The sequence below is a fragment of the Nonomuraea thailandensis genome, from assembly GCF_024172165.1.
Lineage (GTDB): Bacteria > Actinomycetota > Actinomycetes > Streptosporangiales > Streptosporangiaceae > Nonomuraea > Nonomuraea thailandensis.
On sequence record NZ_JAMZEB010000002.1, the window covers coordinates 7,371,526 to 7,389,187 of the forward strand.

The 17,662-nt window shown below is 71.3% G+C and carries 15 protein-coding genes; 9 read left to right on the forward strand and 6 right to left on the reverse strand.

Annotated features, from left to right (window positions below; genetic code table 11):
- Positions 1 to 141: 141 nt before the first annotated feature.
- The gene (locus HD597_RS37615; protein ID WP_253748624.1) at positions 142 to 1,323 is read right to left on the reverse strand and encodes an MFS transporter; all 1,182 of its coding nucleotides are present in this window, start codon (positions 1,321 to 1,323) and stop codon (positions 142 to 144) included.
- 82 nt (positions 1,324 to 1,405) lie between these two features.
- Between HD597_RS37615 and HD597_RS37620 the strand changes: the two genes are divergently transcribed.
- The gene (locus tag HD597_RS37620) at positions 1,406 to 1,996 is read left to right on the forward strand and encodes a TetR/AcrR family transcriptional regulator (protein WP_253748626.1); all 591 of its coding nucleotides are present in this window, start codon (positions 1,406 to 1,408) and stop codon (positions 1,994 to 1,996) included.
- Positions 1,997 to 2,121: 125 nt separating this feature from the next.
- Complete coding sequence (locus tag HD597_RS37625) at positions 2,122 to 3,306, forward strand: CLIPPER-2 domain-containing protein (protein WP_253748628.1); 1,185 nt, start codon at positions 2,122 to 2,124, stop codon at positions 3,304 to 3,306.
- An 8-nt stretch (positions 3,307 to 3,314) separates the two neighbouring features.
- On the opposite strand, the gene HD597_RS37630 is transcribed toward HD597_RS37625, so the two are convergent.
- Positions 3,315 to 3,764 (reverse strand): Lrp/AsnC family transcriptional regulator, encoded by a 450-nt coding sequence (locus HD597_RS37630; RefSeq protein ID WP_253748630.1) that lies wholly within the window; start codon positions 3,762 to 3,764, stop codon positions 3,315 to 3,317.
- 164 nt (positions 3,765 to 3,928) lie between these two features.
- Here HD597_RS37630 and HD597_RS37635 point away from each other — a divergent pair, with 164 nt between their 5' ends.
- The 4 genes from HD597_RS37635 (at position 3,929) to HD597_RS37650 (ending at position 10,890) form a co-directional block, all read left to right on the forward strand.
- On the forward strand, positions 3,929 to 7,273 hold the full coding sequence (locus tag HD597_RS37635) for an indolepyruvate ferredoxin oxidoreductase family protein (RefSeq protein ID WP_253748632.1): 3,345 nt from the start codon (positions 3,929 to 3,931) through the stop codon (positions 7,271 to 7,273).
- A 10-nt stretch (positions 7,274 to 7,283) separates the two neighbouring features.
- Positions 7,284 to 8,423 (forward strand): acyl-CoA dehydrogenase family protein, encoded by a 1,140-nt coding sequence (locus tag HD597_RS37640; RefSeq protein WP_253748634.1) that lies wholly within the window; start codon positions 7,284 to 7,286, stop codon positions 8,421 to 8,423.
- A 135-nt stretch (positions 8,424 to 8,558) separates the two neighbouring features.
- Positions 8,559 to 10,652 carry an NACHT domain-containing protein gene (locus HD597_RS37645; protein WP_253748636.1) on the forward strand — a complete coding sequence of 698 codons (2,094 nt, stop codon included), beginning with the start codon at positions 8,559 to 8,561 and terminating at the stop codon, positions 10,650 to 10,652.
- Between the two features lie 70 nt (positions 10,653 to 10,722).
- Positions 10,723 to 10,890: a hypothetical protein gene (locus HD597_RS37650; protein WP_253748638.1), complete on the forward strand. Its 168-nt coding sequence runs from the start codon at positions 10,723 to 10,725 to the stop codon at positions 10,888 to 10,890.
- Between the two features lie 10 nt (positions 10,891 to 10,900).
- Here the strand turns inward: HD597_RS37650 and HD597_RS37655 are convergent, their stop codons facing one another.
- Positions 10,901 to 11,419 carry a hypothetical protein gene (locus HD597_RS37655; protein WP_253748640.1) on the reverse strand — a complete coding sequence of 173 codons (519 nt, stop codon included), beginning with the start codon at positions 11,417 to 11,419 and terminating at the stop codon, positions 10,901 to 10,903.
- A 397-nt stretch (positions 11,420 to 11,816) separates the two neighbouring features.
- Positions 11,817 to 12,533, reverse strand: a complete 717-nt coding sequence (locus tag HD597_RS37660) for a hypothetical protein (protein ID WP_253748642.1) — start codon at positions 12,531 to 12,533, stop codon at positions 11,817 to 11,819.
- Between the two features lie 253 nt (positions 12,534 to 12,786).
- On the opposite strand from HD597_RS37660, the gene HD597_RS37665 reads away from it, so the two are divergent.
- On the forward strand, positions 12,787 to 13,440 hold the full coding sequence (locus HD597_RS37665) for an HNH endonuclease family protein (RefSeq protein ID WP_253748644.1): 654 nt from the start codon (positions 12,787 to 12,789) through the stop codon (positions 13,438 to 13,440).
- 127 nt (positions 13,441 to 13,567) lie between these two features.
- Here the strand turns inward: HD597_RS37665 and HD597_RS37670 are convergent, their stop codons facing one another.
- Positions 13,568 to 14,236: an adenylate kinase family protein gene (locus HD597_RS37670; protein ID WP_253748646.1), complete on the reverse strand. Its 669-nt coding sequence runs from the start codon at positions 14,234 to 14,236 to the stop codon at positions 13,568 to 13,570.
- A gap of 142 nt (positions 14,237 to 14,378) precedes the next feature.
- On the opposite strand from HD597_RS37670, the gene HD597_RS37675 reads away from it, so the two are divergent.
- On the forward strand, positions 14,379 to 15,629 hold the full coding sequence (locus tag HD597_RS37675) for a C39 family peptidase (protein ID WP_253748648.1): 1,251 nt from the start codon (positions 14,379 to 14,381) through the stop codon (positions 15,627 to 15,629).
- Here HD597_RS37675 and HD597_RS37680 read toward each other — a convergent pair.
- On the reverse strand, positions 15,568 to 16,503 hold the full coding sequence (locus HD597_RS37680) for a LysR family transcriptional regulator (RefSeq protein ID WP_253748650.1): 936 nt from the start codon (positions 16,501 to 16,503) through the stop codon (positions 15,568 to 15,570). The genes HD597_RS37675 and HD597_RS37680 overlap by 62 nt on opposite strands.
- A 115-nt stretch (positions 16,504 to 16,618) precedes the next feature.
- Here HD597_RS37680 and HD597_RS37685 point away from each other — a divergent pair, with 115 nt between their 5' ends.
- The gene (locus HD597_RS37685; protein ID WP_253748652.1) at positions 16,619 to 17,503 is read left to right on the forward strand and encodes an SDR family oxidoreductase; all 885 of its coding nucleotides are present in this window, start codon (positions 16,619 to 16,621) and stop codon (positions 17,501 to 17,503) included.
- The last annotated feature ends 159 nt before the right edge of the window (positions 17,504 to 17,662 follow it).

The following is a 17,662-nucleotide window of genomic DNA, read 5'->3' on the forward strand; positions in this document are numbered from 1 at the left end:
GCGAGTCCGTCTGCGGCGGCTACGGCGCCCTGCTGGCCTGGCTCCCCCTCGCGACCGCCAACCGCAACCCGGGCATGGCCGAGTTCGTGTACTGCCCGGACGGCGAGGACCTCTGCGAGGACTACTCCATCCGGCCCGTGCTCACCCTCTAGAACGCCCGGCCAGCCAGAAGAGCCCGAGGGCGACCAGTTCGACGCCGGCCGCCACGGCGGGCAGCCAGCCGCTGCCGTACGCGCCGAGCACGAGCCCGCCGGCCGCGCCGCCGCCCGACACCCCGACGTACGCGGCGCTGCTGTTGAGCGCGAGCGCCTGCGGCCCCGCCGAGCCGGCCAGGGCGAGCAGGCGGGTCTGCGCGGGCGGCGGGATCCACCAGGACACGCCCGCCCAGACGACCAGCAGGGGCAGCAGCGCCACCAGCGGCACGGGCCGCAGGAACCAGCCGGCGCCGAAGGCGGCCATCACCGCCGCGAACCCCACGACCCCCGTGATCAGCGCCCGGTCGGGGCCCCACCGGTCGGCGGCCCGCCCGCCGAGCTGCCCGCCCGCGAACCCGGCGAGCCCGGCCAGCACGAACACCCATCCGAGCTCGGCCGGCCCGGCCCCCGCCAGGTCGTGCAGGAACGGCGCGAGGTAGGTCAGCACCATCATGCTGCCCAGCACGATGGCCACGATCCCGAGCAGCCCGAGCAGCACCTGGGGCCGGGCCAGCGGCGCCAGCCGGTCCCGGATCGGCATGGCGGGGACGGGCGGCGTCTCGGGCAGGGTCGCCCTGATGGCCACCAGCGCGAGGAGCCCCAGCGCCCCGCCGAGGCCGAAGGTGGCCTGCCAGCCGAACGCGCCGCCCACCCAGGTGCCGATGGGCACGCCGAGCGCGAGCGACCCGGTCAGGCCGCCCATCACCAGCGCCAGGTAGCGGCCCTGCCGGCCTTCGGGGGCCAGGGTGGTGGCGATGGCGTACGCCGCGGGCACGACGGCCGCCGCCGCGACCGCGGCCAGCACCCGCAGCCCCATGAGCAGCGCGTACGAGTTGGTGATCGCGGCGGCCCAGTTGGCCAGCACGAACAGCGCCAGCGCGCCCGTGATCAGCCCGCGCCGGGGCCAGGCGGCGGTCACCACGGAGGCGACGGGCGCCGCCAGCGCGAACGCGAGCGAGAAGGCGGTGACGAGCTGCCCGCCCGCCGCCTGGCTGACCCCGAGGTCCGCCGAGATGGCGGGCAGCACGCCGGCGATCACGTAGTCGTCCGTGGCGAAGGCGAACGTGGTGAACACCAGGGCGAGCAGCCACGCGGGCAGCCGGGCGCGCTGCCGTACGGCGACAGGCATGGGGATCCCCTCGATAAAGGTAACAAGTGTTTCCCCGTTAGGGTAACAGTCGTCACCCGAATGACGTCAAAGGGATTGCGCCATGGCCAGGACCGCCGACCCGCACCGCCGCGCGGAGTTGCTCGACCAGATCGTCGACTACCTGGCCGAGCACGGCCTGTCCACGCTGTCGATGCGCCCGCTGGCCACGCACCTGGGCAAGTCCACGCGCGTGCTGACCCACCACTTCGCCGACAAGGAGGCCCTGCTGTCGGCGACCATGGAGCGCCTGGACGAGCGGCACCGGGCCTGGCTGCGCTCGCTGCCGGGCTGGTCGGGCGCCGACAGCGTGGGCACGATCGTCCGGCGCACCTGGGACTGGCAGGCGCGGGAGGAGAACCTGCCGGTCGCCCGCCTGATCCACGAGATCGAGGGCCTGGCCGCGGCGGGCAAGCTGGCGGGTCACGTGCCCAGGCTGCTGGCGGACCGGTCGGAGTTCGTGGCGGGGCTGCTGCGCGAGCGGGGCGTGCCGGAAGCGGACGCCCTGCGCATCTCCACGCTGGCCAACTCGGCCTACACGGGGCTGCAGATCGACTTCCTCACCACCGGTGACCGCGAACGGGTGGAGGCCGCGCTGGACCAGCTCTGCGCTCTGGTGGACGAATGGGTCGACGCCGCCCGGGCTCCGGGGTGACCCGGGGCAAAGACTGCGCCATGGCGGCGCATGGTTGCGGTCGGACCCCGCACGCCGCCCCCGCGGCCGGTAGGAGGCTGGCCCACGGGTCGAGCAGGCACGACGGCACCACGCGGGGGTAGGACATGGGCGGCAGGCCCCGGATCGCGGCTCTCATCGCGCTCACGGCGCTGGCCGGCGGCTGCGCCGCACCGGCCACCGCGATCGGTCGTGCCCCCGTACCGCCGGACTCGCAGCCGGCGCCCGGCCCCACCGGCCCGCCGCGGGGCCCCGACCCCGCGCCCCCGCCGGAGGACCCTGCCTCGTCCCCGAGCCCCCTCGGCGCCGACCTGCGCGTCACCGCCGGCATGACCCCGGACCCGGTGATCGCCGGCACGGAGTCCGTCTACACCCTGACCGTCGCGAACACCGGCGACCAGGACGCGAACGACGTCGTCGTCGCCGCCGTCCTCGACCACGACGTCACCCCCGGCGAGCTTCCCGGCGCCTGCTCGCTCACCGGCCGCACCATCGCCTGCGGCGGCCTGACGATCCCCGCCGGCCGCAGCGCCACGTACGAGCTGCCCCTCACCACCGACCCCGCCCTCGGCGACGGCACGACCCTCACCAACCGCGCCCGCGTCACCGCCCCTGGAGTCCCCGGCGACTCGGCACAGCTCACCACGGAGGCCGTGACCAGGGCGGACGTCGAGCTGTCCAAGACGGCTCCGCCGTCCACGGACGCAACGATCACCTACACCCTGACCGTCACCAACCACGGCCCGTCACAGGCCACGGACGTCACCGTCCAGGACGCCACCCGGGCGACGATCGCCGACCGCCCCGCCGAGTGCCCCGGAGGCGGCCCCACCCTCTCCTGCGCCCTCGGCCCGCTCCCGCCGAACGAGAGCAGGACGCTCACGTTCACGGTCACCCCCCGCGACAGCGGCATGGTCGAGAACTGCGCCACCGTCACCACCGGCGACCGCGAGCAGCGCACGACCGACAACCGCTCCTGCGCCGGCACCCTGGTCAAGCCCGCTCCGGCACCGTCCAGGACGCCCAGGAAGGCCGGGCGCGCCGAGGAGTCCGAGGTCGCCGGCGACGCGGGCCCGGAGCCCGCCCCGGCCACCGGCAAGGCCGCCGCCTCCTCCGCCGCCTCCGCCGCCGACAGGAACGACGTGCCGCCCCCCGTCCACCACACGATCCCCGAGCTGCCCCTGACCGGCGCCTCCGTCTGGATGCTCGGCCTCGGCGTCGCGGTGCTGCTGGCGATCGGCCTGCTCGTACGTGCCTTCTCCCGCCGCGACGAGCCCGGGAAGGACGGCTGACGGGCCTGTCACGGCACCGGCGCGTCCCGGGTCCACGAGCCCAGCACGAGCAGCGTCTTCGTCCCCGTGACGTCCCCGGCCCTGCGCAGCCGGTCGATGACCTGCTGGAGGTGCCCGAGGTCGCGCACGCGTACGTGGATCAGCGCGTCCGGATCCCCCGCGATCGTGAACACCTCCTGCACCTCGGGCACGTCCGTGGCGGTGCGGATGATCTCGGCGACCGGCGTGGTGCCGGGGTAGCGCAGCTCGGTGAAGGCCTCGATGCCCCACCCCAGCTTGGCGTAGTCGATCTGCACGGTGAAGCCGGTGATCACGCCGAGGTCCTTGAGCCGGTCCACCCGCCGCTTGACCGCCGCCACCGACAGCCCGATGCCCTCGGCCATCTCGGAGAACGTCCGGCGCCCGTCCTCCCGCAGGAGCCGCAGCACTCGATGGTCGATCTCGTCCAGGTCAGGCATCGAGAACACCTCCTCCGGGCGCAAATAACCTCATCCGCGAAGCCCTTGAACTCATATTGTTTGCGTCTTGCGCCCACTTTCTCATCTAATACTTGCGCATGTCATGCCCGCGTTGCTGTGCTGGGAATCACCAAGCGAGCACGTACGACACCCAGGAGGTCCGCGTGAGCGTGAGCGAGACTCCCGCCCCCGTGTCGCTCGACGACAAGTACACCGCGCTCGACGGCCGGGTGCTCATCTCCGGCGTCCAGGCGCTGGTCCGCCTGACGCTGGAGCAGCGCCGCCTGGACCAGGCGCGCGGCCTGGACACGCGGGCCTACGTCACCGGCTACCAGGGCTCGCCGCTGGGGGGCGTGGACCTGGAGATGGGCCGGGCCAAGCGGTTCCTGGACGAGGCCGGCGTGGTGTTCCAGGCCGGCCTGAACGAGGAGCTGGCCGCCACGGCGGTGGCCGGCACGCAGCTCCTGGAGCAGGTGCCCGGCAGGCGGCACGACGGCGTGATCGGCTACTGGTACGGCAAGAACCCCGGCCTCGACCGCGCCGCCGACGCCATCAGGCACGCCAACGTGGCGGGGACGGCCCCGCTGGGCGGCGCGGTGGCCTGGATCGGCGACGACCCCGGCTGCAAGTCCTCCACGCTGCCCAGCTCGTGCGAGCCGATGTGCCAGAGCCTGTCCATGCCGCTGCTCGCGCCCGGCTCGGTGGCGGAGATCATCGAGTTCGGGCTGCACGCGCTGGCCATGTCGCGGGCGAGCGGCCTCTGGGTCGGGCTGAAGATCGTCGCGGACATCGCGGACGCCTCCGCCACCGTGGACCTCGGCCCGCTGCGCGCCGACGTCCCCATCCCCGCCGCCGGCTCCCGCGGGGCCACGCCGATCCTGCTCGGACCCGCCGCCCTGGACGCCGAGCACGACATGCTCACCCGCCGGCTGGACCTGGCCCGCGAGTACGCCCGCGCGCACGGCCTGAACCGCGTCATGGCGGGCGCGCGCAACACCACCCTGGGCGTCCTCGCGTCCGGCGCCACGTACGCGGTGGTCGAGCGGGCCCTGGAGGACCTGGGCCTGGACGCCGAGGACGCCGGGCTGCGGCTGATCAGGCTCGGCATGCCGTTCCCCGTCTCGCCCGAGGAACTGGCCACGATGACCGCCGGCCTGGACAAGGTGCTGGTCGTCGAGGACAAGGTGCCGTTCCTGGAAGGGCACCTCAAGCAGGCCCTGTACGGCGGCGAGCACACCCCGGCCGTCGTGGGCCGCGAGCTGCTCACGGCCCGCAGCACGCTGAGCGCCGAGGACGTGGCCAAGGCCATCGCCACCTGCCTCGGCCTCCAGCCGCCCGGGAAGGCGGCCCGGCGGCGCGGCCTGCTGCCGGTGGTGGCGGCGCGCACCCCGTACTTCTGCTCGGGCTGCCCGCACAACACCTCCACCCGCACCGCCGACGACACGCTGGTCGGCGTGGGCATCGGCTGCCACGCGATGATCGCGCTGGACGGGCACGGACGCGGCACCCAGGTCGGCATCACGCAGATGGGCGGCGAGGGCGCCCAGTGGATCGGGCTGTCCCCGTTCACCGAGGACCGGCACTTCGTGCAGAACCTGGGCGACGGCACCTTCCACCACTCCGGCTCCCTGGCGATCAGGGCCGCCGTCGCGGCCGGGGTGTCGATGACGTACAAGCTGCTCTACAACGACGCCGTCGCCATGACCGGCGGCCAGCGCGCGCAGGGCCGCCTCGACGTGCCCGCGCTCACCCACGAGCTGGCCGTCGAGGGCGTGCGCCGGATCGTGATCACCACGCCCGAGCCCGGCGCGTACCGCGGGATACGGCTGGCGCCGATCGCCTCCGTGCGCCACCGCGACGACCTGGCCGAGGTCGAGCGGGAGCTGGCGGCGCTCGGCGGCGTGACCGTGCTCATCCACGACGACCGCTGCGCCGCCGAGGAGCGCAGGCTGCGCAAGCGCGGCAAGCTGCCCACGCCCACGCGCAAGATCGTGATCAACGAGCGGGTCTGCGAGGGCTGCGGCGACTGCGGCGACGTCTCCACGTGCCTGTCCGTGCAGCCGGTCGAGACCGAGTACGGCCGCAAGACCCGCATCCACCAGGCCTCCTGCAACTCGGACGAGAGCTGCCTGAAGGGCGACTGCCCGTCGTTCCTGCTGGTCGAGCCGGGCGCCAAGAGGCCCGGGCAGGTGCCGCCGCTGCCCGTCCAGCCGCCCGAGCCGGTCACCGGGCACCGCGACGAGGTGCTGATCAGGATGCCCGGCATCGGCGGCACCGGCGTGGTCACCGTCTCGCAGATCCTGCAGATGGCGGCCCACCTCGACGGCCTGCACGCGGCGGGCCTGGAGCAGACCGGCCTGGCGCAGAAGGGCGGGCCGGTGGTCAGCGACGTGCGGATCGGCAAGCGGGCGCCGAGCGGGTCCGTACGCGCCTCGCGGGGCAGCGCCGACGTGCTCATCGGCTTCGACGTGCTGGGCGCGGCGGCCGACACCACCCTGGACGTGGCCTCGCCCGAGCGCACGGTCGCCGTCCTGAACACCTCCGTGGTGCCCACCGCCGCCATGGTCACCGGCCGGACGCCCGTGCCGGGTCACGCCGCCGCGGTGTCGCGGGTGGAGACGGCCACCCGCGAGCAGATCTGCGTGGACGCGCACGCGCTGTCCGAGGCGCTGTTCGGCGACCACATGCCGGCGAACCTGCTGCTGCTCGGCGCCGCATACCAGCACGGCTGCCTGCCCGTCGGCGCCGCCGCGATCGAGCAGGCCATCGCCCTCAACCGGGCCGCCGTCGAGCAGAACCTGGCCGCCTTCCGCTGGGGCCGGGCCATCGTCTCCCACCCCGAGGCCGTGCGCCGGGCCCTCCTCGGAGAGGCCGAGGACGAGCCCCAGGGGCTGGACGACGTGATCGCCACGCGGGTCGCCGACCTGACCGGCTACCAGAACGCGACCTACGCCCGCACCTACGCCGACGACGTCCGCCACGTGCGGGAGCTGGCCGTCGGGCGGGCGGGCGAGGAGGCGGGCACGGCGATCGCCCTCGCCTACGCCCGCGGGCTGCACAAGCTGATGGCCTACAAGGACGAGTACGAGGTCGCCCGCCTCCACCTCGACCCCGCCGAGCAGGCGCGGCGCGAGCGCGAGTTCGGCGCGGACGCGGTCGTGTCGGTGCTGCTGCACCCGCCGGCGCTGCGCGCGATGGGCATGAAGCGCAAGATCGAGGTGCGCCGCTCGGCAGGCGTGCTGTTCCGCGGGCTGCGGGCGGCGCGGGTGCTGCGCGGGACCGCGTTCGACGTGTTCGGGCGCGCCGGGGTGCGGCGGGTCGAGCGCGAGCTGATCCCCGAGTACCGCGGCCTCGTCCGTACGGCGCTCGACCGGCTCACCCCCGGCACCGCCGCCGTCGTCGAGGAGCTCGCGGGCCTGCCGGACCTCATCCGCGGGTACGAGGACATCAAGCTCGCCCGGGTCACCGAGTTCCGCGAACGCGCCAGGAAGGCTCTGGAAAACCTCTGAGGGAGTGATCGTGACAGTCGACCGCCTGCTGCCCGACCAGGACGCCAAGGATCTCATCGAGCTGACCAGGGAGATCGCCGACAAGGAGCTGGCGCGCCGGGTGGACGAGCACGAGCGCGCCGAGACCTACCCCGAAGGCCTGTTCGCCACGCTGGGGTCGGCCGGGCTGCTCGGCCTGGCCTACCCGGAGGAGTACGGCGGCGGCGGGCAGCCGTACGAGGTGTACCTCCAGGTGCTGGAGGAGCTGGCGATGCGCTGGGCGGCCGTCGCGGTGGCCACCAGCGTGCACACGCTCGCCTGCTTCCCCGTCTTCGCGTACGGCACGCAGGAGCAGCGCGACAGGTGGCTGCCCGACATGCTGGCCGGGCACCTGGTCGGCGGCTACAGCCTCTCGGAGCCGCAGGCCGGCTCCGACGCCGGCGCGCTCGCCTGCAAGGCCGAGCGGGTGGAGAACGGCTACCGGATCACCGGCAACAAGGCGTGGATCACGCACGGCGGCATCGCCGACTTCTACGCCCTGTTCGCCCGCACCGGCCCCGGCTCCCGCGGGGTGTCCTGCTTCCTGGCCCCGGGAGCGGCCCCCGGCCTCACCTTCGGACGGCCCGAGGAGAAGATGGGGCTGCACGCCGTGCCGACGACCAGCGCGCACTGGGACGGCGCCCTCCTGGAGGCCGACCGGCTCATCGGCGAGGAGGGGCAGGGCCTGCAGATCGCCTTCAGCGCCCTCGACTCCGGCCGCCTCGGCATCGCCGCCTGCGCCACCGGCCTCGCCCAGGCGGCCCTGGACGAGGCCGTCGCCTACGCGAAGGAGCGGCAGACCTTCGGGAAGTCGATCATCGATCACCAAGGGCTCGGGTTCCTGCTCGCCGACATGGCGGCCGCGGTGGACAGTGCCCGGGCCACCTACCTGGATGCCGCTCGGCGGAGGGATGCGGGGGTGGCGTACAGCAGGCAGGCGAGTGTGGCGAAGCTGGTGGCTACGGATGCGGCCATGAAGGTGACCACGGATGCGGTGCAGGTTTTGGGGGGGTATGGGTATACGCGGGAGTTTCGGGTGGAGCGGTACATGCGCGAGGCCAAGATCATGCAAATCTTCGAGGGCACGAACCAGATCCAGCGGCTGGTGATCAGCAGGCATCTGGCCAAGTAGCCACTGGCATGCGGAAACCCGCTTCCTTGTGCTGGGATGCGGTTTCCTGGATCGGCCGGCCGCGTCGAAGGAGGAGCGTCATCCTGCGTACCGCTGGGAGATCATTGAGCTAACCGCTGGATGTAGAAAGAGTGCATGCTGCGCCGCGCTCAGATCGTGCTCTCGGTCCTCTTCATCGCGATGTTAGGTGTGGCGACCAATGTCGCCACCGGGATTCTGCCGGCAGCATGGGAGAGCAGATTGTGGGTGGCTTGGCCGCTCATGCTCGTGATTGTGATCGCCACGGCAGTGCTGGAGGTCGTCCAGAAGGACGAGCGGCCCGCGGACTTTCCTTCGGCGCAAGCGCGTACCGAGTTGATCCGCCGCGTACGGCGGTTCTGGGTCACTGGCGTGCTGGAGAAGTCGCTCTACAACGAGGCGCGGATCCAACTGGACCTGGTGGTCCGCGAGACGACCGACCGGCCATGGGATATAGCCGTCACCTGGACCAACGGCAGCCAGGAGTCGCTGCCGCCTGGTACGGACATGGCAGATGTGTTCGCGAGGATGGATCAGCGGATCGTCATCCTGGGCGAGCCGGGCGCGGGCAAGACGACCATGCTGCTCGAACTCGCGAAAAGTCTCCTGGAGACAGCCGAGGACGAGACCAGGCCGGTTCCCGTCGTGCTGCCGCTCGCATCGTGGGCTCGTCACCGAAAGACGATCGCCGAATGGATGGTGGATGAGCTCGTCGAAAGTTACGGCATGCCACGGGACCTCGCGGCCGGCTGGCTGCGCACGCACCATGTCCTGGCTCTCTTCGACGGGCTTGATGAGGTCGCGGCAGAGCACCGGCCGGAATGCGTGTCCCAGCTGAACAAATATCTGCGAGCCAATCCCACCAGCACGGCCATTTGTTGCCGCCAAGCCGAATACGCAGTCCTCCGCGAACAGGTCAGCGCGCATGGCATCGTGACGATCCAGCCCATGTCGGCCGAGCAGACCCAGCGCTTCCTTCACGATGCCGGGCCTGGGCTGGACGGGCTGCGGGCAGCACTGACCGCTGACCCCGATCTGTGGCAGCTCGCCTCCTCGCCGCTTCTCCTCAGCATCATGGCCCTCGCCTACCGAGACGGCCCGGAGTCACCTCCTCCCGCACGGCAGGACGGCCTGCGCCGCCGCCTGTACGCCCAGTACGTCAGAACGATGCTTCGGTGGCGCAAGAACCGGCATTATCCGCCGGAAGAGGCGAGACACTATCTCCACCTGCTCGCTGACCGCCTGCGAAGCGATCGGCAGACCGTGTTCTCCCTCGATCTGCTGGGGGCCGACTGGCTGCCTCAGGGCCTGCATCTGAGCAGATCGAGAGGCATTCTGCTGTTGGCGGTCGTACCGTCATGCACGCTCCTCTTCAGCGTCTCCTCGCTTGTTGCCACTGTCACGACGGCGTTCATCGCCGCGGCCGTTCTCGGGATCGCGCTCGTTACGCAATTGCTCAGCCAGGACTACGAGAACAATGCCGGCATCTCGTGGCGCAGCCGGGAGAGCACGAGAGAGATATGGCCGCCCAGAAATGTACCGAGGCGGGGAGACATCACCTCCAACTCCGTCATGAAATCCCTGTACATGTCTGTCGGTGGCTTCATGGTTCATGGACTCGGCGACAAACTTGCCGCGTCGGTGATCGCGCTGGCGGTCGGCGTGGCGCTCAGCCTGCAGGAGTCGGCTCTGACAGGACCGGTGTACGCGATCGTGCTGCTCATCTCGTACCTCCTGGTGTCCGGAGTGATCGATGGATTCGTCAATGAGCTGGCCACGTCAAGCCGCATGATCACGGCGAGCCGTGAGGTGCCGAGTCCGGCGTTGCGCCCTCGTGTGCGACTCGCACTGCGTGTCGGGCTGGCCTGGAGCCTGATCACCGGATTCATGGCGACCTATGTCGCCGGGGCCGCGCCCGCGAATTCTCTTTCTCCGGCCACCTACGGGCTGCTCATCGGTCTGGCGTTCTTCTTGTTGACGTTCGTTTCGATAGGTGGAGGCCCGCTGCTCGAACAACTGGTGCTTCGTTACGAGCTCAAGCGGTCCCACCGCTTCCCGTGGCCTTGCCTGCCGTTTCTCGACTTCATGACGGAATGCCTCATTCTCCGCAAGGTCGGACCTGGATACATCTTCGTCCACCGCGAGCTGCTCGACTTTCTCGCCGAGCCGACGGCGGCCACCGATCTGGAAGTCGGTCGTGGAAAGATGTGATCAAACGTGAGGCAGTGAGCTCGAGAGCGGTGCACGTCTCGGACTCGGCAGGAGCCATCACCCTGGCTGGTTGCGGCGGCCCATCAATCGGGCGACGCTGTCGGAGGGCGAGCTCACGCTCACCGTGGAGATGACGTTCTCCCGGCCGACGGACGCAGCCCCATGTGAGCTGCCGCTCTCCGGTGCTCTGCTCGTGCTGCTGCCCCTCGGTCGCGGCTATCACCGCACTCAGGGCTGAGGAGAGAGGCTCAGGGCTTCGCGATGTTGTACTGGATGGTGTACTGCCGGGCTCCGCAGCAGCCTGGGTGAGCCGGGTTGGGAGTCCGGATCCAGAGCTGTCCGAGGTTGCTGCCGCTGCGTGCTCTGACCGTCCTCATGACCGAATACGCCTTGAGGCCGCCGTCGCAGATCTTGCCGTATCTGCCTCGCTGGGCCTCCCAGTTGTTCGCGTTCGCGAAGTAGAGGTCGGGAAAGATGCAGCCACCTCTGGGGAAGCCGTTCTCGCGGATCACGATGGACCGCAACTGCGCGGACCTGGGGGATTTGTAGGCCCAGGTGGTGGTCACCTTGATCGGGTACTTCCGGCCGCGGTGGTCCTTGATCGTGACATACGTGATCACGGACTGGACCGGCCTGACCCGCTTGACGTAGCTGATCTTCTGGTCGGGCGCGGCATGGGCAGCGGGCGCCGTGAGCAGCCCGGTTCCGAGGGCGGCGGTGAGAGCCACTCCGATCATCGGAGCCCGGAGGCGCGTGAGGGGTCGCACAGATTCTCCTTCGCCAGGCAAGGCTGTCCCGGACAGACGACCGTCTGACCGGTCAGAAATGCTGTTGAGAGGCGCGGTCAGGCCGAAGAGTGGGCGTCGAGCCGGGTGAAGGTGGGGCCGGCCGGTCGAGGCTGCGCGGACGCCGGGCACCTGGGCCTCACACGTCCGCATGCCGGTGCCGTCGTCATGACGACGCCAGCCGAAACGCCGAGAACGGGCACAACCCCTTCGATCCCTTTTCTCTTGCCGGTCATGACAACGCGTCTTCTTCGAGGCGTTCTGGATTTTTGCGCCGACGGGACTCTAGACGACCTCGGTATATACCGGGAATATGACCGGAATACGGGCACCGGCCATCGAGACAGCGGTGAGCCTGACCGAGCGTTTCGCGTGGCGGTCAGCCGTCACGGGGCCCGATGATCGACGGCTTGTCGGTGTGCCAGGTGAGATGGACGTTCGCGGGCTCGCCGCCGGCGAACAGGATGCTGAGGTTGGCCTCGTAGACGCCGTCCTCAAGGCGCAGCCCGGGTGTCCAGATGTCGCGATTGTGCACTTCACTGGCGGGAGCGGCGTCGTAGTTCCACGTGCGCGTCTGGCGGCCCGCCGGGGACTTGCGCACGATGTCGAGGGAGATCGAGGCGATTCTCATGTCGCGGAACGGCGGCCGCTGCATGTGCTCGTCCTTCGGCGTCAGGAACTGCGCCCAGACCACCCCGCATTTGGGGTGTGGATTGTGCACGAGGGTGAAATTTCCGATGATCCCCCAGCTCCTTGCGATATCGGAGCTGGCGGATATCTGGTGGGTGCCGTTCAGATATCGGCATCCGTGGGCGATGGGGTCGATGCCGTCGCCCGGCCTGCCGAGGACGACGGCCCAGACCGACAGGGCGGCCATGGCCGTCAAGGCGCCGCAGGCCAGGCCGATGCGGGCTCTGGTGCGCTCGATGCCCTGCAGGAGCGGCCAGAGGCCGACGAGCACGATCCCGATCAGGGTCCAGCCGATGATCACCCAGGTCAGGACGGGGCCGTACACGTCGAGGCCGAGGCCGGCGAGACCGAAACTGCTCACCAGGCCCAGCACGGCCGCGAGTACGGTGCCGATCGTCGCCCGCACGGCGCCGCTGCTACGCTTTTTCTGGCCGCCGCTCCCCGGTGTTCTCTGCTCTTGTATCGCGCTGCCGCCCGCCATTTCCCTGCCCCTTCCCCCGAGCTCAGCCAACCCAAGGATTACACAGACAGGACGGCACGAGAAATCGTTATTCGCTGGTGCTGATATGAGAAAAGCATATGATTATGCGGCAATTGCCGGTCAAATCGTCCGAATATCCCTGCCCAGTCCGGGGGACGCCGGAGGTATGGGTCCCACGATGATCTCCCTGCGGCGGGCGGCGTGCGTCGCCGTGCTCGCCCTCGTGTTCCTCCCGATCACCGCCACCCTCACCACCCCGCAGGCCGCGGCCGAGCCGCGCAAGCGATCACAGGCCGAGTCCGCGGCGCTCGCCCGGCGCATGCTGGCCCAGCTCAAGGTCGCCAGGCCGTTATCCATCCACGGCTACAGCCGCAAGCGCTTCCAGGCCGCCAAGGGGCAGCGCACGGTCAGGTGCAGCACGCGCGAGAAGGTCCTGGCCCGCGACGGCCGCAAGGTGCGCAGGAACGCCGCCTGCCATCCGGTCAAGGGCACCTGGTACAGCCCTTACGACGGCAAGGTGCTGAAGAGCGAGAGGCAGGTGGACGTCGATCACGTGGTGCCGCTGTCGTACGCCTGGCGTTCGGGGGCCAAGCGGTGGAGCGCGGCCAAGCGGCGCGCCTTCGCCCACGACCTCAGGCGCCCCGAGCTGATCACGGTCAGCCACTCCGCCAACATCGCCAAGGGCGGACAGGGGCCGCAGAGCTGGCGCCCGCAGCGCCGCGCCCACTGGTGCCGGTACGCGACCTCGTGGATCACGGTCAAGCACCACTACCGGCTCTTCGTGACCCGCAGCGAGCGCACGGCCCTGCTCAACATGCTGCGCACCTGCTGAGAGCGGCGGGCGCCCGGACGGTCAGCCGGGGTCGGCTCGACCCGCCCGGCATGACGGTGTCCAGCCGAACAGGCAGGCGCCCGGACGGTCAGCCGGGGTCGGCTCGACCCGCCCGGTTCGACGGTGTCTAGCCGGACAGGCGGGCGTCCGACGGGAGGTACGGTGGGAGGTTGAAGCGGGTGCGGATGGCGCGCTGGACGGTGGCCTTGTCGGCCCGCGCGTCCACCGTCATCACGTACTCCTTCCGCCCGAACAGCTCGATCACCGGGTCGATCTTGCTGTGGTAGTCGGCCAGCCGCCGGGCCAGGGCGTCCGGGGTGTCGTCCGCCCTGGTGACCAGGTCGCCGCCGCACACGTCGCAGCGTCCCTCCAGCTCCGGCCGGTGGGCGATGAGGTTGTAGTCCATGCCGCATCGCGAGCACAGCCGGCGGGCCAGGACGCGGCGGCGGACCTCGTCGTCCGGCAGGTCGAGGTGGATCACGCCGTCGAGGTCGTAGCTCTCCAGGAAGAACTCGGCCTGGCGGCGGTTGCGGGGGAAGCCGTCGATGACGAAGCCGTAGTTCCAGTCGTGGAGCTGGAGGCGGTCCCTGACAACGGATTCCACCAGGTCGTCGCCGACCAGCTCGCCCGCCGCCACCACGCGGCGGACCTGGGCGCCGAGCTTGGTGTGGTGTTTCACGTGCCAGCGGAAGATGTCGCCGACGCTGATGTGCACCAGGTCGAGGTCGCCGGCGAGCAGGGCGCTCTGGGTGCCCTTGCCGCTGCCTTGTACCCCCATGATCACATATTTCCGCATAACCATCTCATTTCACGGCTTAAGCATCGTCCCCCTCCATGCAACCAGGGAAGACGGCCGAGTACGTAGATCTCCCGATGCTTTGCCGGGGCCGCCCGGCTTAGGGTCGGCCGCATCGAGCGCCTTCCTGGAAGGTGGGTTCATGCCTGCGCTGTCCATGGTCCTGTCGGCCCTGCTCCTGCTCACGTCCATGACCGACACCACCGTGGGGACGAAACCGGCGGCCCCGGTCGTCCCCGACGTCGTCTACCAGCGGGCCGACTTCTCCTCCGGCACCCCCGAGGGCACCACGGCCGGCGACGGGCTGGCGTTCGGCCAGGCCGCGGGGACGACGAGTTACACCGACGCGCTGGGCACCAGGACCTGGGAGTACGCCCGCTGGACCGGCCCCGAGCAGGACATCGGGTTCGGCGCGACCGAGCTGATCGCGTCCTGGACGGCGGACGTGCCGCAGGGGAGCTGGATCCAGGTCGAGGCCCGCGGCAGGAACGCGGAGGGCCTGACCAAGTGGTACTCGCTGGGCCGCTGGTCCTACGCCGAGGGCGACGTCCTGCGCACCTCCGTGCCGGGCCAGGGCGACGCGGACGGGACCGTGGCCGTGGACACGCTGGTCGCGGCGGCGGGCAAGCCGCTCAGCGGCTACCAGCTCCGCCTGACCCTCTACCGCAGGCCGGGCTCCGCGGTGACGCCACGCGTGCGCACGTCCGGCGTGATGAGCTCCAGCGTGCCCGAGCGCAAGACCGTGCCGGTCAGCCCCTCCGGCGGCGCGTGGGGCACGGAGCTGGCCGTGCCGCGCCGCTCCCAGAACGTACACCTGGGCCACTACCCGGAGTGGAACGGCGGCGGCGAGGCGTGGTGCAGCCCCACCTCGACCACCATGGTGCTGGGCTACTGGGACAGGTGGCCCAGCGAGCAGGACACCTCCTGGGTCGATCCCGCCGACCCGGACCCGGAGGTCGACTACGCCGCCCGCCACACCTTCGACCACGCCTATGACGGCACGGGCAACTGGCCGTTCAACACGGCCTACGCGGGGCGGTTCGGCGTGGACGGGTTCGTCACCCGGCTGCGCTCGCTGACCGAGCTGGAGCTGCTGATCAAGGCGGGCGTGCCGGTCATCACCTCGCAGTCGTTCAAGAAGGGCGAGCTGCCCGGCGCCGGGTACGGCACCGACGGCCACCTGATGGCCGTCGTCGGCTTCACCGCGACCGGCGACGTGATCGCCAACGACCCGGCCTCGTCCAGCAACGCGGCCGTGCGGCGCGTCTACCCGCGCGCCGACTTCGAGAAGGTGTGGCTGCGCAGCGCCAGCAGCGGCGGCGTGGCGTACGTCATCCACCCGCCCGGCCATCCGCTGCCCCCGACGACCCCGGGGCTTCCGGCGAACTGGTGAGCAGCGCCCTGGCGGCCTTGCCGAAGGCCGCCACGAGGCGGTTGCGGTCGCCCGCGCGGGTCGCCAGCACCACGTGGCTCGGCTCCACGCCCCGCAGCGGGATCGCGGTGATGTCGGGGCGGAAGCGGGCCATGTGCGGCGGGACGGCCACGATGGCCACGGCCTCGCCGGCGGCGATCAGCTCGAACTTGTCCTCGACGGACTCGATGACCGGCCCGTCGGGGGCGGGGCTGCCGTCGGGCCGGGGGTCGACGCGCCAGAACGCCTCCCAGTCCGGGTCGGGCTCGGCCAGCCGGGGCAGGGGCTCGCCGGCGATGTCGTCGAGCGTGACCGCCTGCCTGCCGGCCAGGCGGTGGTCGAGCGCGACCAGCAGCATGCGGGGCTCGTCGTACAGGACGGTCACGTCGAGCCCGCCGGTGGCCAGGGGCAGGCGGGTCACCACGGCGTCGACGCGGTGGTCGAGCAGGGCCGCGCGCGGCTCCTTCCAGGGCAGGTGCAGGGCGCGGACGTCGGCGTCCGGGTGCAGGCGGCGCAGCTCGCGGACCGCGGGCGTGACGATGAGGCCGAAGGTGTAGCCGACCGTGAGCCGGCTGGGCCGGGCGGCGGCGCGGGTCTGCGCCGCCGCCTGGGCGGCCGAGCGCAGGAGCGCGGTCGCGCGGGGCAGGAAGACCTCGCCCGCCTCGGTGAGCCGGGTGCCGCGCGGGGTGCGGTCGAGCAGGCGGGCGCCCAGCTGCCGCTCCAGGCTGCGGATCTGCCGGCTCAGGGACGGCTGCGTGATGTGCAGGGCCTCGGCGGCGCGGCCGAAGTGCCGGTGCTCGGCGACGGCCGTGAAGTAGCGCACCAGCCGCAGATCGAGGTCCAGGGAGTCCGACATGGGCCCAGCGTACTGCGGTGATGCCTGAAGCGTATTGCCGGATGCGGAACAGGCTTTGGACGCGGGAGGCCGCGCGCTCCGACGATGGAGGCTCACTGCTGAAGGAGTTCCAGCCATGCGTGTTTTCGTCACCGGCGCCACCGGTTTCGTGGGTTCCGCCGTCGTCCGCGAGCTGATCGGGTCCGGGCATCAGGTCGTGGGCCTGGCCCGCAGCGACGAGGCGGCGGCCTCGCTGGAGGCCGCCGGGGCCGTGCCGCACCGCGGCGCCCTCGACGACCTCGCCGGCCTGCGCAGCGGCGCGGCCGGCGCCGACGGCGTCGTCCACCTGGCGTTCGTGCACGACTTCGAGAACTTCGAGGCCGCCAACGAGACGGACCGGCGGGCCATCGAGGCTCTCGGCGAGGCGCTCGCGGGATCCGGCCGGCCGTTCGTCGTCACGTCCGGGACCGGCCTGCTGCCGCCCGGCCGCGTCGGGACGGAGGAGGACGAGCCGGGCACCCACTCCCCGCGGGGCGCCGCCGAGGGGCTGGCGCTGTCGTTCGTGCCGCGCGGGGTGCGGGTCTCGATCCTGCGGCTGCCGCTGGTGCACGGCGAGGACGACCACGGGTTCGTCGCCACGGCCGTCGGCATCGCCAGGGAGAAGGGCGTGGCCGCGTACCCGGGCGACGGCTCCAGCCGCTGGGCGAGCGCGCACGTGCTGGACGTCGCCCGGCTCTACCGCCTGGCCCTGGAGCAGGCGCCCGCGGGCGCGCGGCTGCACGCCGTCGCTGAGGAGGGCGTCGCGGTACGCGATCTGGCCGAGGTCATGGGCCGGCACCTCGGGCTGCCGGTGTCCCCGATCCCGACGGCGGAGGCGGGCGAGCACTTCGGCTGGCTGGCCGGGTTCTTCACGCTGGACGTGCCCGCCTCGGGCGCGCTCACCCGCAAGCTGCTCGACTGGCGTCCGGAACGGCCCGGCCTCATCGCGGATCTCGACGCCGGTCACTACTTCCGCCAGTGACGAACGCCACTGTCATGATCTGCCCCTTTATGTGGCGATCTCTACCGAGATAGTGTCCTGCGATCTAGCAGAATGCGCCGTAACCGGCCTCGACGGTGCCACGCGGACCTGCGTAACCTGAACAACGCTGATTCGCCAAAACCCCCACGCCCGTGGAGC